General features: G+C 63.6%; 13 protein-coding genes and 1 pseudogene. 9 read left to right on the top strand and 5 right to left on the bottom strand.

Annotation, left to right across the window (positions count from 1 at the left end; genetic code table 11):
- Window positions 1–677: 677 nt before the first annotated feature.
- From JJL56_RS01585 to JJL56_RS01575, 3 genes are all read right to left on the bottom strand, one after another.
- On the bottom strand, window positions 678–2,705 hold the full coding sequence (locus JJL56_RS01585; protein WP_200483922.1) for a MobA/MobL family protein: 2,028 nt from the start codon (window positions 2,703–2,705) through the stop codon (window positions 678–680).
- A gap of 673 nt (window positions 2,706–3,378) precedes the next feature.
- Window positions 3,379–4,158 (bottom strand): hypothetical protein, encoded by a 780-nt coding sequence (locus tag JJL56_RS01580; protein WP_200483921.1) that lies wholly within the window; start codon window positions 4,156–4,158, stop codon window positions 3,379–3,381.
- Window positions 4,151–4,555: a hypothetical protein gene (locus JJL56_RS01575; RefSeq protein ID WP_200483920.1), complete on the bottom strand. Its 405-nt coding sequence runs from the start codon at window positions 4,553–4,555 to the stop codon at window positions 4,151–4,153. The genes JJL56_RS01580 and JJL56_RS01575 overlap by 8 nt, the downstream gene beginning before the upstream one ends.
- Before the next feature lie 301 nt (window positions 4,556–4,856).
- Here JJL56_RS01575 and JJL56_RS01570 point away from each other — a divergent pair, with 301 nt between their 5' ends.
- From JJL56_RS01570 to JJL56_RS01555, 4 genes are all read left to right on the top strand, one after another.
- A complete protein-coding gene (locus JJL56_RS01570; protein WP_200483919.1) occupies window positions 4,857–6,569 on the top strand; it encodes a virulence-associated E family protein in 1,713 nt (570 codons plus the stop codon).
- A gap of 117 nt (window positions 6,570–6,686) precedes the next feature.
- The gene (locus JJL56_RS01565; RefSeq protein ID WP_200483918.1) at window positions 6,687–7,574 is read left to right on the top strand and encodes a hypothetical protein; all 888 of its coding nucleotides are present in this window, start codon (window positions 6,687–6,689) and stop codon (window positions 7,572–7,574) included.
- Window positions 7,575–7,585: 11 nt separating this feature from the next.
- Window positions 7,586–7,792: a hypothetical protein gene (locus tag JJL56_RS01560; RefSeq protein WP_200483917.1), complete on the top strand. Its 207-nt coding sequence runs from the start codon at window positions 7,586–7,588 to the stop codon at window positions 7,790–7,792.
- 181 nt (window positions 7,793–7,973) lie between these two features.
- A complete protein-coding gene (locus tag JJL56_RS01555; protein WP_200483916.1) occupies window positions 7,974–8,255 on the top strand; it encodes a hypothetical protein in 282 nt (93 codons plus the stop codon).
- Window positions 8,256–8,332: 77 nt separating this feature from the next.
- On the opposite strand, the gene JJL56_RS01550 is transcribed toward JJL56_RS01555, so the two are convergent.
- On the bottom strand, window positions 8,333–9,055 hold the full coding sequence (locus tag JJL56_RS01550) for a LuxR C-terminal-related transcriptional regulator (protein WP_200483915.1): 723 nt from the start codon (window positions 9,053–9,055) through the stop codon (window positions 8,333–8,335).
- Between the two features lie 53 nt (window positions 9,056–9,108).
- Window positions 9,109–9,504 carry a hypothetical protein gene (locus JJL56_RS01545; RefSeq protein ID WP_200483914.1) on the bottom strand — a complete coding sequence of 132 codons (396 nt, stop codon included), beginning with the start codon at window positions 9,502–9,504 and terminating at the stop codon, window positions 9,109–9,111.
- Window positions 9,505–9,894: 390 nt separating this feature from the next.
- Here JJL56_RS01545 and JJL56_RS34040 point away from each other — a divergent pair.
- The 5 genes and pseudogenes from JJL56_RS34040 to JJL56_RS01520 all read left to right on the top strand — a co-directional run.
- Window positions 9,895–10,108 (top strand): annotated as a pseudogene (locus JJL56_RS34040) (transposase); the annotation flags it as partial.
- Between the two features lie 470 nt (window positions 10,109–10,578).
- Window positions 10,579–10,761 (top strand): hypothetical protein, encoded by a 183-nt coding sequence (locus JJL56_RS01535; protein WP_200483913.1) that lies wholly within the window; start codon window positions 10,579–10,581, stop codon window positions 10,759–10,761.
- On the top strand, window positions 10,751–12,772 hold the full coding sequence (locus JJL56_RS01530; RefSeq protein WP_200483912.1) for an AAA family ATPase: 2,022 nt from the start codon (window positions 10,751–10,753) through the stop codon (window positions 12,770–12,772). The genes JJL56_RS01535 and JJL56_RS01530 overlap by 11 nt, the downstream gene beginning before the upstream one ends.
- 1 nt (window position 12,773) lies before the next feature.
- Window positions 12,774–13,250, top strand: a complete 477-nt coding sequence (locus tag JJL56_RS01525; protein ID WP_200483911.1) for a hypothetical protein — start codon at window positions 12,774–12,776, stop codon at window positions 13,248–13,250.
- Entirely contained in the window at window positions 13,247–15,394 is a 2,148-nt protein-coding gene (locus JJL56_RS01520; protein ID WP_200483910.1) for a DEAD/DEAH box helicase family protein, read from the top strand. Before JJL56_RS01525 ends, JJL56_RS01520 begins: the two co-directional genes overlap by 4 nt.
- Window positions 15,395–15,398: the final 4 nt, after the last annotated feature.

Below are 15,398 nucleotides of genomic sequence, written 5' to 3'. Positions count from 1 at the left end.
GCTTCCGAGAGTGCTAACGTCGGAATCCGCGCCGGTCATATCCGTCTCTGATGCCGCCTGAGACGGATATGACCGATGAGCGGCAAGCCTGAGCCTATCGGCGCCACAGCGGAACAGATCGCAACGGTGCTGACGCAGGATTTGTACGCGGGCAAGGCGTCAGAAGTTGTGGGCACATCGGCCGTCATCGTTCATCTGGCAGCCCGATTTTCTGGAGCTGGGCGCGCCGACGATGAATGTGATCTGACGGTATGGGCTGAATTCGTGCCGGGCACCCACACGTGCCGTTCGGTCGGGCATGGGAACAGCAGTCAACGACCGCGGCGCTCCTGCCTGGCCTCGTGCCGTTGATTGATGAGCGTCCGGTCCTGCAGCTGCCAGTGCGGCGTTCCAAGGCTGGTGATTTCGCCCGTTGCGGCGCCGCAGGGGCATCCGCGCCAGCCGGCCCATCCGGTCGATGTTGCCTGAAATTCGCCGCACGGACACATGGGCCATGGGCTCCCGTCCGGCCCGAGGCGCACTGGGTGAGGGGTGGGTTCAAACAGGGCTTTCGGGTCCATGTGTGATCCTCCTGAAGGTATGATCGGTGATCAAGCGGGCGTTGTCACGCTGAGCATGTGATGACTGGGGCTTCTACCTCGGCCACTAGAGAAATACAGACATACGGATATCCAAGTTCACCGTTCGCCGTGGTCTGAGTGCAGGCGAGTGAGTGATGCCGATGGCATCGGTATCCGCACCATCTCCGGAAGATCAACAGGTTCCGGGTCAGGTCGGATCGCGTCCATGATCGCGCGGCCCGCCGTATGGATCAACCGGGTCTTCCCGCTCACCGGCACGGACCTGCGGACGCGTTCGGCAACCGGCTGCATCGACTCTGCATGCACTGGTTTCGCCTTGCCTGTGCCGCCGTCGCTGATCGTTTTGAACACGTTGGCAAGCGCTTCAAGCTTGTCGTCGAGATCGGCTGGCATCTTGCTCTGGTCGTCCGGCAGAATGGCGCGGATGGCCCGGGCGATGGGCTTAGCCCACTCCCACCGGTCCAAACCATTGGCGATGATGGCGAGGCCGGACGACAGGGCGGAGCGCTCGCCGAGCAGCCGCTGTAGGGTGCGCTGCAGCTTCTCGACCGCGCCCTCGGCCTCCTCGCGCTTGACCGTCTCGACCTTGAGCGCCCTTCTGGCGGCGGCCTGCTCGGTGCTGGCATGCTGCCATTTCAGGTACATCTCGTTATAGCGACGGTCGGCCTCCTTGACCTGCCGCTCCATCTCGGCACGATGCTCGGTTTGGATTCGGTCGTGCATGGCCTTCGCCCATTGCGCCGGCGTGTAGTCCATCCGCTCCCACAGATCGTCGACTTCGCAGTTGACGTGCTCGCACAGGATCCGAACCGTCTGCTGAAGTGCGTCGAGGTGGGTCTCACGATCATGCACCGACTGCTCGTCCTCACCAGCCTTGCGGCGCAGCTCGATCCGTTCGCGCACCAAGGCGCCGGCGTCGTCGGCGGCCTGACGGCGCACGCGCTCCAGTTCGGCCACGGCGGCGTTGGCAATGCGCGCCTGCTCGGCGGCGCGCTCGCGGGCATCTTTGGCGGCGGTGTGAGCCTCTTCGGCATCCTTCTCCGCGATGGCGCGGGCGCGGTCGGCGGTGAGGCGCGCCAGACGGTCCTCCTGCGCTTGTCCACGGATCACCGCCGCCTCGGTCAGCGCCGCCTCAGCTTCGCGCTTGCGCTCGTTCGCTCGCTTGATCACGGGGTTCGCCACGAGCGGATCGTCGTCGGAGTACTGCCGGCGATACTGGGCCTTGAGCCTGCGGTAGGTATCCTGGCCAGGGTGCGCAAACTCGCCGCGGTCGATTGCCGCTGCCGTCTCCTGCTTTCCTACGACGGCCTTGCGGCGGCTGCCGATATGCTTCGTAGCCTCCTGGTCAATCCCGATATCCTCGTACCGGCGGACCTCGATGCGGTGGCCGCTGTCGAAGGATTCCAAGAACGCGTTGCCGACCTCCATGTAGCGCTGACGCAGCCGCATGTGAGCGTCGGTATCGCTCAACGACAGCACGAACTCGCGGCGGGCCCGCTTGCCGCCACGCTCCGCCTTGCGGCGCTCTGCCGACGCCCTGGTCTCCATCCGGTCGTAGAAGACGATGTGTGAATGCGGGTTTCCGGGCTTGTCTCTGTGTATACAGGCATATGCAATTGCGCGACCACCGGCGGTGATCTCATGCAGCACGGTCGCCAGGAGTTCGCGCTGCTGCTCCTCGCTGATCCACGCGGGGAGGGGGAGCATCCACTTGTCGATGCGGGCTTTGCGGGGGTCATCCTTGGTGCGCTTCTTGGCGGCTTGCCAGGCGGACAGGTCCTCCTCATCGTCCGGCGCCTCATCGTCCGGATCGGCGAACTCCTCGCGCACCAGCCTCTGCGCGGTGTCGATCATGGCGAGGCGATGGGCGTAGAGCTGCGCATCGACGGCGCCGGCGATGCCCGTGTCGGTGTCCGGATCTGGTCCCAGGTAGCGGTAGACGCCGGACCGGTTCACGCCGTCCACGGTCACGTCGCCAACGAAGATCATATCCTCGGCGTGGCGCACGGCGTTCGGGCGCGAAACGTATTTAATATGAGCGAGCGCCTTGTCCTTCTCGCGGACGAAGCGATGAACAGGCGAAAGGTGCGTGAAGTCGCGTTCTGCGCCGAAAGCGTTGCTCATGTCCCAATACCTCCGAAGGACGAAGCACTGAGGGTGATAAGCAATAAGGGCCGCAGGTACGTTTGCTTATCGTCTTCCAGTGCGCCTTCCCTTTTTGTGGCTGCCGATAAAAAGCACTGGGCGGACGTATTGGGAAATGTCGGAATCCACCATAGTGGAAGGATTTATTTTGCAACAACTTCCATTTTGGTGGAGGCTGACTACACAGGTCTGCTGCCGAGGCGCCGCTCCGAGGTCAAAGTCGCAAGATGGCCGCCCCTTGGTCGGCGAGCAACGTCTGTGGGCTGGCTCAGGGGTGGTTAGGTCGGCCTGCGCAGGGATTATGCGGCGCCGCAGTCGAGGTCGTCGAGCAGGTCCGGTCGAGCCCCAAGGCCGGCGAGGGTGCGGGCCAACTTGGGGCTGGAAAGATCTTCGCTAAGCTTTGGAGGCGGTGTTGATGTGGCGTACCCCAGACCTCACCATGGGTAAATGTTGCCTCCGCTACAGCATCGGCGGCCTTCCCCAGCGGGGCACGTTGCGGTCACACGGGGGGAAGCCGCTCAAGGAAGCTGCGTGATCGACTTCCCCTGGGATAAGAATGACCTGGGCTCAAGAAAGCCGAATAAGGCCATGGCGACCGGCGGACTCCCCCGACGAGGTGTCGGGCGTGCTTCCGTGGGCTTAATCCGTGCCGTCACATCGGCAGCGGTATATTCATATATCCGTTCTCATCACGCCCGTCGGCCTGGACCAGAGCGGAGGTCTTTGCCTTCGCCTTGGGCTTGGGGTCTACTTTGGCTGGTTGCGCCGAACTCGGCGACTTGAGTGCCAGCAGGTTCCACCTGGCGAAGGCGATGACGGCCCTCGCCTGCTCTTGGCACAATTTACTCAGGCGGTAGTCGATCGGCACGGCCTCGCGGTCCAAGCGCCGCGCTGCCGAGCGGAAAGGGATGGGCGGCAGCAGGGCGCCGTGCAGGTCGGCTGGGATGTAGGCCTGCAGCTCGGCGGTCGCCGCATCCTCGCTGACGCCCGAGGGCCAAGCGGAGCGCTGGATGGCCAAGTCGCCGACGCGCTCTATCTTCGCCGGGTTGGTCAGATAGGAGAGGTCGGCCTTGAGCTGGCGGAAGTCGCCTTCCGAGTGCATCGTCGGCACGATCACCAGGTCGGCACGCGGCACGATGAGGCTGTCGATGTCCGCGCGGTTGGCCGCGCCGTCAACGATCACCACGCCCGGTCGGCTGGCGAGCCTGCGGATTGCCGGGCCCAGGACCTTCGGATCCCGCCCGTCCAGCCACGCGTACGGTCGGCCCTCGCTTGCATTCGGCGGCACCAGGCTCTCGCCCTCGCGAGTTTGGTCGGTGGAGAAAAGCCAGCAGTCCACGTCCAGCAGACCGAAGCCATTGGCCAGCAGGTGGGCGGAGGTCGAAGCGCCGGCGCCGCCCTTGGTCTTGTTGAATGAGATGACTTTAAGCACTGTGCTTCCTCCCCTTCAGCGCGAGCTTGACGAAGAGCTCCGGATCCTCGCACGCGGCCGAGACGATCCAGCGCGCGACATCCTGAATCGTGGGCGTTACCTCGAACTCCTCGAACGCGCCGCCATCCAGGGATTCCTTCTTGATGCGTTCGCGGATGCGGTTGCGAAACGTCACCGGCATCCGCCAACTCAGAGTCACGCCGTGTTCACCGGCCATCAGCGGCTTGCCGACGCGCGGCTTGCGATGTGTCGTCGTATCGGTTTCGACGGCTGGCGCGGCGTTCGGGGTGAATGTCTTGGCAGCCGCGGCGTCGAAGTCAGCGCCGAATCGCTCATCGACCGGCGGAGTGATCTCTTCCGCAAGATGGGCGGCGCTGCGACGAACGGTGCGGGCCATGTTGCGTCCTCCTGTCGTTTGGGTAGCTGGTCAGGCATCTGTATTTCTGTATGCACGTAACTGTAGACGCCGACCATCGTTGCGGCAAGCGGCGGCCCAAAATTTTGTGCTGACACGCCGATTTTGTGGGGAGCGGGTTATGGCGCTAAAAAAATATTGTCAGCATCCACCGATGCACAACGGCACTATGAGACTCACCCGTTCCCTAAATATATACTCGCAATTGCCACGGCGCTGAATGCGCTGTCTCCGATGCCCACGGGAATGGAAGAAGCGACCCCGGCGGGTAAGGATCGACAATATGGACTCGCTGCACGCGACCGTCGAAAGCGACGGTGACGATACCCTTCCGTCTGCGATCGAAGCCGGCTCCGCCGCTTGGTTTGTCAAATTTGCTCAGGGCACCCCCGAGCGCCTGGCTTCCGGCATGGCGTTGGATTCGCTGGTTTCGATCTTCCGCAGCAACCGGATCAAATACGATACGCTCGTCGAAGAAATCGCTCGAACCCTCAAGATCCGAGCTGCGTCGATCAATCGCTCCGTGCGTGACAAGATGCGGGCTGACGAGGCCGATCAAGCCGAGATTGAGGCGAATGCCGCCGTGCGCAGGCGCAATCTGGCCGAGGCCAACAAGAAGGACTGGCAGAAGGCGTTGGTCGTCTCCGAGCGCGGCGCCCCGGTCGGCAACGTGCACAACGCGCTGCAGATCCTGCGAGGGCACGAATTGATGAGGGGCGTGCTGCAGTACGATGCAATCGCCCGCAAGACAATGATGGCAAAGCGCGCACCCTGGATTGCTTCCGAGGCGGACGAAGACGGCAAGGAACACCCGTTCCAGCGCCGCCACTGGAACGACCGCGACGACACGCTGTGCACCGCTTGGATGCAGAAGCAAGGCATCCCTGTCAACCGCGAGACCGTCGGCTCGGCGGTCGAGGTGATCGCGCATGAGCACCGCGTCAACCCGGTCCAGGAATACCTTGAGGCGTGCCACGCCAAGTGGATCGCCGATGGCCGTAAGGCGCGTTTGGACAAGTGGCTGAGCATCATCTACGGGACGCCGTGCGATCACTACCACGCCGAGGTCGGCAAGCGGTGGCTGACGGCGGCTGCGGCGCGTGCGCTGCGTCCCGGCTGCAAGGCCGACAACATGCTGGTCATCCAGGGCGCGCAGGGGCTCCTCAAGTCCACATCGATCCGCGATCTCATGCCGATCGAAGATTGGTTCACCGACCATTTGGGTGACTTGGGCTCCAAGGACGCGGCGATGCAACTGGAGGGCAGGTGGATCATCGAGATCGCCGAACTCGACGCGCTCGGCAAGAAGGAGGTCAGCACCGTCAAAGCGTTCGTTACCACACGCATTGACAAGATCCGGCGCCCCTATAACCAGCGTGTCGAGGATCTGCCGCGCACCTGCCTGTTCGCTGGCACCGTCAACAACGCTCAGTATCTGCGCGATGAGACTGGGAACCGCCGATTTTGGCCGATCACTGCCAAGAAGGTCGAGATCGGCCTCCTACAGCGTGACCGTGATCTGCTGTGGGGCGAGGCGGTCGAAGTGTTCCTGACTGAGAAGCGTTGGTGGCTGGACAAGAAGACCGAGGCGATGGCCGGTGAGGCGCAGCGCGAGCGCCACATCGGCGATGTATGGGATGAGCAGTTGGACAGCTACATTGAAGACAAGGAGCGCGAAGCCGCGACGGCTGCCACAACGATTGAATGGCAGGAAAAGCTGATCGCCCAGAAGAAGGCAGAGCGCGCCGCGGACAAGAAGCTCAACTCGGTCCTCGACCTGGAGATCACCAATCTTGAGACGGCGCTCAAGGCGAAGCTCGCCGCTCTCGAGGTTCGCATCTCGGTCTCCGCATTCCTGGCGCACATTGGCATCGAGACGAAGGAGCAGACGCAGCGTGACGCCAACCGGGTTGCGGGGATGCTGACCCACCGCGGGTTCACGGTCAGGCAGATCCGCGAAAGCGGTAATCGGGTAAGGCGCTATGTCCGTGTCTGATCTGTCAGCAACAAATAAGAAATGGCCGGGGGCTTGTCGCCCCCGGTTATCCGTGCATATGGACATAGGGAAGTATGGATAGACAGATATCCGAACATTCGAACAGAGGCACAGAACATGGCCAACCAGATCATCATCGCGCCGCCGCGCGGCGCCCTGGCATCGGGCAAGCCGAACCGCAAGATCATCCGCCGCGAGATGGAGGTCCGCCCCATTCCGTTCGATGATTTCCAGTTTGAGCCATACCCCGTCAACGCCCAGATCTTCGTAGGCGTGCAGCGTAAGGATCTCGCGGTCGAAGAGCGTTGGGCGGCAATGCACGCAGCCTGGGGCGATCGCCGGTTTTTCAAAACCGACAACCGCGCCCGCGATCTCATCCGCAACGCACTCTTCGTCTACGGGCTCAGCATCCTGTCCGGCGAGATGGTACATGAGTGGGTCACCGACGACGAGGGTGACTACACCGCTGACGGCTGGCAGGATGCGGCTGTCGATCTTCTGACGCGCTGGTACGAGCGCAGCGTCTGCCTGCCGCAGTCGGCGATCCGCGCGATGGCAATGAGGATGCCGCTGATCGCCATGGCGTATGAGCGGCTCGGCGTTCGCCTGTTCGACGATCCCAACTGCGACGCCGCGGCGGTGCGTGTGGCTGACCGGGACGTGCCGACCCGCATCCGCGCTCGTGCAAACGAGATCCTGGCCCTGTTCCCGCGCGATGACGAAGAGGCCGCCCTCGAAATGCGTCTGCTCTTCATAGCATCTGCGGCCGAAGGTTGGTTCGTCGATCTTATTGGTACGCCGACGGGCGCCGCTTCGCGTGTACACCGGGCGATCGGTGAGACCGACATGTACCGCGAGCGCTTCCAGGAATGGTTCGATGCGGCGACAGGGCATGAGCGGGCACGGCTGACGACCCGGTTTCCAGCGGCTGTCCAGGTGCTACGCGATCACGAGTTCCTGCGCCAGCCGCCAGATGTGCGCTTCATCACGCAGCAGTTGGTTTGAAGGGGCAAGGCATGAGCTGGCACAGCAGGGATTTCATCACCACGGCGCTGTACGATGGAATGTGCGATCTGGCTGCGGCTGTCGATCGCATTCTCGCCGCCAGCGACGGCGCCTCCGGCGATGTTGATCCGGCGCTCGTCCGGCTGTACCGGACGGTCCGGGCAGCCCGCGAGGATGCGGTGGCGATGTGTCAGGAGATTGAGCAGCCCGAAGAATAGCTCACTTGCGGCGCTGCAAGTCCCTGGCGCGAAGGATTATACCAATGACTTGATCAACGTGACGCCGTAGCACCATCTGTAGGCATCCAACGGCGAACTTTCCAGCGGAACCAGCCGTTCCAACAACTGGGCGCATTTGAAAGCCCGCACGCTGCGAGACGACAAGCTCCAGGAGGAGCGCGTGGCCGCTGAGCGCGCCGCCGAAGCGCGGTCTGAAGCCAAGATTGCTGCTGCTGACGTGGCGCGGCTGCGACAGGCCTACGATGATGAGCAGGGCAAGCGCATCGAGGCTGACCGGACGGTCGTCCGTCTCACCGCGGAACGCGATGCCGCCGTGCGCGAGGGGCCGAACGGCGGCGAAACGGCCGTGCCGTCACCCTCCCTCGCATCGGCATCGGCTGCGGGTATCGGACGCCGGAAGTCGACGAGGCCGCGAGGTGACGCGGCTACCGTTCCGGCGTAGGACACCGACACCGCATTCCATAGAGGCGCCGGTAAAACGGTGGCAGCAACGTCGCCCTGAGGGCCGCGCATCGGTCATCAGGGCGGGCCTCCCGTCGTCCCGGCAAGTCGTGGGACCGAGCCCAGCAGATGGCATACCAGCTCAGTGCGGCTCCGCACCTTTGTGCCACGGAAGATTGCGGTGATGTGCACTTTTACCGTCCCTTCGCTGATGTGGAGCCGTCTAGCGATCGCCGCGTTCGGCAGTCCCTGGGCGATCAGCGCGGCAATGGTCCGCTGCTGTGGGGTGAGGCTCCCGAGAGGGCCGGACGCCGGGTAGATCGTCGCCTGCTCGTCGCCGCCCACAATCGGCGCCAGCGCAAGTGCCCGCGTGAAGCCTTTCGATACTGCCCCGAAGCCGGCGCCTACGCTCGCCACGGCGTCGCGTAGCGCCTCCGGTGTCTCGGTGCCGGCGAGAAGGATATCAGCGCCGGCGGCGAGCACCGCGGCAAGGCTCCCACCCTGCGCCGGCGGCATCACGACCGCGACCACCTGAGTGCTGTGGAGGGACCGCGCCTGCGCGACATCGACCAGAGTGCCGGTGTCGACGCTTGGCGCATGCAGCACCACGATGCCGTGCCCGACCACGGGGTCGAGCCCCCGCAGAGACTCACAGACGTCGACAGCGCTGGCCACTGCGGCGCGCTCGACGAGCCGGGCAATCCCTTGCCCGATCAGAGTATTGGCACTCACCACCGCTGCCGGGGGCAGTGGCGCGGCCGCATCGGCCGCTACCCTGCGGACGGATGCGGTGTTCGGCATGATCCTGTCCTTCTGATAATGCGGGAACCCGGCGTGGAGCTGCCTCGCCGGGCTCATCTCCGCGGTTCGGAGAGCGCCGACGCTCGACTGGAGCCGACGCGCTTCGGGCTGAAGTGGAGGACCGGGCGCGTCAGGGTCGGATGGACATGAAGGGCACCTCGAGCTACCAGCTCGTCGATGTCGCGCTCAAATGCATCCCGGAGCTCGATTTGCAGGGTGTACGCGTGCCGGCGCAACGCCTCGAGCAGGGTCTGAATGTGTTCAAGGTGGCGCGCGGAATGGCCGCAGCGTGCCCAGCGGTGGCAATGTAACACAATGGCATCGAGCGTGTTGTTGACCGCAGCGTCGGTAGGCGTGGCGACGGGCAGCGGCGAAGCCTGCAGCACGGCGTCCTCATCAAGGTAGTCGGTGAGTTGGTTGGCGCGGGCGATGGTAAAACAAACCGACATGACGGCTGCTCCTGGCGAATGGGCGCGCCGCCGATCCCGTCCTTGGGACCGGCGGTCCGCAGGCCGCCGCCGGTCCCAAGGACGGAAAGGCAGTCGTGACACTGCGCGATGCAGACCTGAGGCTGTGATCAGGGCGATCCTCGCTCTGCTGTACGGCATGGTTGCTGGCAACGATCCAATGTTTCCTGCGATGGTGGAGGTAACCAGCACCGTGACGGGCGTGCCGACTCGGCCGCGCCGGCACGCACATGATGCATCAGCGTCGTGCGGCTGATCGGCACGCCAATGGTGGTGGCATGGCGGGAGTCGGGATTGTTGCCGAGCAACAAGCCGATGTCTAATCCTAGCACTCCAAACCGCACGACATCGCCGAAGGCGTGATGCTCCGCCCTGCGACGGCGGAGCATCACGCCGGCAATCCCGACCAAGAGCAACTGAACGGCCCGACCCGGCTTTCGTTCGCAACCCCTATCGGGAACACAATCGCGTCGAACGCCTGATCAATCGGTTGAAACAATTCCGCCGGATCGCCATCCGGTACGAGAAGCGCGCCGCCAACTATCTCGCCATGATCACGATCGCGGCGATCCTTCTATGGCTCTGAACTTCGCCAATACGGCCTAGCACTCGACCGTGCGCGCCACCGTTTCTGTTAACCGGCTCGGAAGCGAAAACCTCTTTCTAAGCCAATGTAACTCTCTGCAGATGCATGAATTTTTTTCCCATTAGGCGAGGTCCCGATTTGCATGTCACCTGAACAGATCTTTCCCAAGTCTTTTCAACGCGCTGGAGCGGGTTAGCTAGGAGGCTAATTGGGTGCTGATTCACAGTCGGGGCGTCAGGAAGTCCGTTTTCCAGAAGCTCCAACCCTACACCTCCGTCGGTTCCACCGATCTACCCGACCGACCCACACATCTGCATGCTCTCATTAGCCTGGCCTTCTTGCACCAATGTCCGAAGGCTTGCCTTTGGACATGGACTTATATCCATGATTGCATGTACGACCGGATGTGGTACCCAGGCAGGCGAGTATCGCCTTGCGCTGCGACGCGATCGGAGAGTGGGGAACGGCACATGGCAGTAGGCGAAGAGGATCTCAAGGCTTTCCTATCGAAGGTAATGGAGGTGGAGCGGCGCTACGCGACCGATCAGAAGAACGCGACCTCAAAACGCAGGGGCGAGGTGCGGGAGCTGGTCGAGAATTGGGCCGAAAGGTTCGCGGCCGTCGAAGCCAAGGAGGCCGAAGGTGCTGCTTAACCAGATAGAACTCAAGAACTTCCGCCAGTTCTACGGCGACCAGACGCTGGAGTGCTCGACAGACAGGGAGCGAAACGTGACCCTGATCCACGCTGAGAACGGCGTGGGAAAAACCACCCTGCTCAACTCGATCATGTGGGTGTTCTACGGGGCGACAACGGCCAGGTTCGAGCGCAAGCACGAGATCCTCAACCACGAGGCCGCGGCCGAGGGCAAGAACGTCGCCGGGGTGAATGTCCGCTTCTCGCAGGACGGCTCGGACTATCTGGTCCAGCGTACCCTGGTGAGTGCGGGTAAGGGCACGGAGATCAAGCTCCATGCGTCTAAGGTGGAAGGCGGCGTCCAGCGGATGCACCCCGCGCCGGAGACGTTCATCGGCAGCGTGCTGCCGAAGGACATGGCTCCTTACTTTTTCTTCGACGGCGAGCATGCAGAGGCCTTCGCGGCCGCCGACAACCAGGACGCCGTGGCCACCGCGATCCGCAGCATGCTCGGCTGCGAGGTCGCCGACGTGGCGATCGAGGACCTCCGGCTGATCGCGCGCGACTTCGGCAAGGATCTCGGCAGCATCCCCGGCGAGGCGGAGATGCGCCGCATTGAGACCGAGATTGAGGAGCTCCAGCGCAGGGACGACCAAGACGCTGAGCGCATGAAAGAGATCATCCGGCAGATCGACATTCTCACCGCCCAACGCGACAAGATCATCGAGCAGCTGCGGCAGACGGAGGCTGCCCGCGAGATCCAGAAGAGGCGCGACGAGAAGGAGGCGCAGCTCAAGGATGCGAAGAGGTCGTTGGCCGTCGCCGAGAAGGAGGTCATCGACTGGGTCGGGGCCAAGGCGATCTTCGTGGTGGCCCGCAAGCTCGCCCGAGAGACCTTGGACTACATCGACGACGAGAGCCTAAAGGGCAAGATACCAAGCCCGTACAACGAGGACTTTGTCAGGAGCCTCCTTGATGCGAAGAGCTGCTGCTGCGGCCGTCCTCTGACACCCGGGACCCCGGAGTACGGGACGGTCATGGCCATGGTGCGATCCGCGGCGAACGTTGAGATCGTGGACAGAGTGGTGAGGGCCAGGGCGCGCGTGCAGCAGCTGCGCGAGACGGCTGCGGATGCGCCGCGGCTGTTTGAGGCCGCGCAGGCCAAGGTTGCCAAGCACACTCAGCGGATCATGGTCCTGGAGCAGGAGATCGGCGAACTCGGCAAGAGGCTCGAAGGGTCAAAGGTGGAGGAGATCGCGGAACGCGAACGCGCCCGGGCCGAGAAGGACCGCCAGATCTCGTACCTCAACCAGGAGCGTGGCGCCGTCCGATCGCGGCAGGACCAGATCGCTAGGCAGATTGAAGAGAAGAGGCGGGACCTCGACAAGCTAGCGAGCAAGAACGTCCGAGCCCGTCGTATCGTCATCAGGCGCGATCTTGCCGCGCTGGCTGCCCAGCGCCTGTCCGACGTGCTGTCGGAATACGAGGGCGACGCCAGGAAGGTGATCCAGAAGCAGATCAACGGCATCCTCGAAGAGGCTGCGCGGAGGGACTACAAGTTCAGGTTTGGCGAGCGGTATTCGATGGAACTGACCAACGACCGCGGGCTTCCCGTCGCCCGGAGCGGCGGCGAGAACCAGCTCATGAGTCTGGCGTTCACGTCGGCTCTCGTCTGGTTCGCACAGCTCCGGTCGAAGGCGAAGGGGGACATCCTCATGCCGGGGACGATCGCGCCGCTCATTCTGGACTCCCCCTTCGGCCAGCTCGACACGAAGTACCGCGAATCAACCGCCAAGTTCGTGCCGAAGATGGCTTCGCAGGTCATCCTGCTGGTGTCCAGCTCGCAGGGCGACGACACTGTCCTGAAGGCGCTGGAGCCATATGTGGGCGCCGAATACCTCCTCGTCTCGGAGAACCGCTCTGCCCGTGGCGAGAAGCCCGAGGACCGGATCGTGCTGCGGAACCGGGAGTACCACGCGTCGCTTTATTCCCAGCCGCGGAACATGACCCGCATCGAAAGGGTGGCATGACATGAGGGGAGTGAAGAGGAGCGCGGCCCACGAGGAGATGGTCCGCCGCTTGGCTGAGGCCCAGCACCCGTCCACCGGCAAGTCTGTGTTCCCGACAATGCGCGAGCTGATGGTCTTCGCGGCGGCGCTCGGGTTCGAGAACGGCCTGCGGCGTCCCCTGCAGGGAGCGACCCACGAGATCGACGCGCGCCAGTTCGAGGGGGCCACCGACAGCGCACGGAGGGCGATGGATATTATCTACCTCATCGCACTTGCTGGCGAAAAGGATGTCGAGGTGCTCCGCGAGACCGCCGAGGACAGGATGCTGGCCGTGTTCGAGGAGTTCGCTAACGGAGGCTTCGAGGTGCTGGCCGGATGGCTGAGCGAGAAGCCGGACGACCTCGACGGTGACGAGGCAATCCTTGTGGCGCTCAGCCGCCATGGCTTCCTGGAGTCCGAGGCCAGCGTGGACGGGCTTGCCAGGGAGGTCGAGTTTTGACCCTGCTCCGAGACCTCCCGCTCAAGGCCGTCTACCGGAGCGAGGACGACAACATCCTTACCGACCTCTACCTGCCGGCCCTCGGCTGTGCGGTCTCCTACGACCGCGCGGTCGGGTACTTCTCGGCGAGCATGCTGTCGTTCGCCGCCGAGGGCGTAACGGCGCTTGTCCGCAACGGCGGGCGCATGCGTCTCATAGTCGGCGGAGAGCTGGACGAGGCTGACGCCGACGCCATCAGCAAGGGCTACGGGCTGAGGGAGGCCTCGGCAAAGCTGGGTGAAAGGTTTTTGGAGACGATCGACGGCATTTCCGAGGCGCTCTGTTACCGGAGGCTGGAGGCCCTGTCCTGGCTGGTCGCGAGCGGCCGCCTGGACATCAAGGTCGCGCTCAAGAAAAAGGGAATGTACCACGAGAAGATTGGGATAATCACCGACGCGGCAGGGGACAGCGTCATATTCCAGGGTTCAGCGAACGAGACGACGGCGGCCCTGCTCCCCGACTTCAACTTCGAATCTATCAACGTCTTCCCCTCATGGCGGACCGAGTTTTTCGAACACTTCACTCCTTATGTCGAGGGCTTTGCGCGGCTTTGGGAGGGGAGGTCCAAGAACGTAGTCGTCATCGACTTCCCAGAGGCAGCCAAGGAGAGGCTGATCAGGATCGCAGCCGGTGTACGTCCTCCCAGCCCTGAAGTGGAGCAGGGCCTTTGGGAACGGCTCAAGAGGCGTGGGGAGGCCGAGGCGCCGGAGGAAGGGATTTCTGAGCCCCGAGTCCCGACCGTGTTCAACGGACGCGAGTTTACACTGATGGATCATCAGCGCGCGGCCCTGTCGGCGTGGCGGGCGAACGAGTTCTCCGGCATTCTCGCCCTGGCCACCGGCGCGGGCAAGACGGTCACGTCCATCTACGGGGCAATGAAGGTGTACGAGAAGATGAAGAGGATGTTCCTCCTCATCGCCGTCCCCTACCAGAACCTCGCGGACCAATGGGTGGCGACGCTCCGGGAATTCAATATCCACGCCATCCGTTGCTACGGGGGAGCCGCCGAATGGCGTGACGCCCTGTTGAGCTGCGTCACCCTTTTCCAGACCAAGGCCTTGCCGTTCGTGTGCGCGGTAGTTGTCAACCGCACGCTACAGAGCGAGGGGTTTCGCCAGATCGTCTCGCAGGTCCCGGGCGAACGGATGATGTTCATCGGGGATGAGTGCCATCACCACGGTTCCGAGGGGCTGGCCGTGTGCCTGCCCAGGCAGGCTGCGCTGCGTCTCGGCCTATCCGCAACGCCCGAGCACTATGCCGACACCGCCGCGACGGAGAGGCTGAAGCGCTACTATGGCGATATTGTTTTCGAGTACGGGCTGGAGCAGGCTCTGCGGGACGGCGTCCTGACCCCGTACGAGTATCATGTCATCCCCGTTGAGCTGACCGACGCCGAGGCCGAGGAATATGCTAGGATCAGCGAGCAGATCTCGCGAATCGCGGCCCGTGGCGGCGGGGACCTGGAGCGGTCGTCCGATCCGCAGCTCGATATCCTGCTCTTCAAGCGGGCCAGGCTCCTTGGCGCGGCCTCGAATAAGCTCCCCGCCCTGCGCCGCCTACTGGAGGGGCGAAAGCCGGAGCCGCTCACGCTCTTCTATTGTGGGGACGGCTCCGTCGAGGACGAGGACACGGGGGAGCAGGTGCGCCAGATCGCAGCCGTTTCGGCGGCGATCCATGAGTTGGGGTGGAAGAACTCCCACTTCACCTCCCGTGAGGGGAGGGCGGAGCGCCAAGGCGTCCTAGATGGCTTCAAGGTAGGGTTCATCGACACGATGGTTGCCATCCGATGTCTTGACGAGGGCATCGACGTTCCCGACTGCCGCACAGCCTACATCCTGGCGAGCAGCCGCAACCCGAAGCAGTTCATTCAACGCCGCGGCCGCATCCTGCGACGGGCGCCGGGTAAGGAGCGGGCCCGCATCTTCGACTTCGTGGTGACAGTCCCTGAATCGGTGGCCGAGGGCTCGCCGCATGAGAGGCAGCTCCTGGCCGGGGAACTCAAGCGGGTCGCGGAGTTCGCGAGGCTGGCCTTGAACGCCGGGGACGCCTACCTCGCATTGGAGCCAATCCTGGAGCGGTATGACCTCGTCCACCACCTCGCCTGACAGG

This window comes from Azospirillum aestuarii (genome assembly GCF_016632405.1).
Lineage (GTDB): Bacteria > Pseudomonadota > Alphaproteobacteria > Azospirillales > Azospirillaceae > Azospirillum > Azospirillum aestuarii.
Note: the sequence above shows the minus strand (reverse complement) of the source record. Positions and strands in the feature narration are given on the sequence as shown.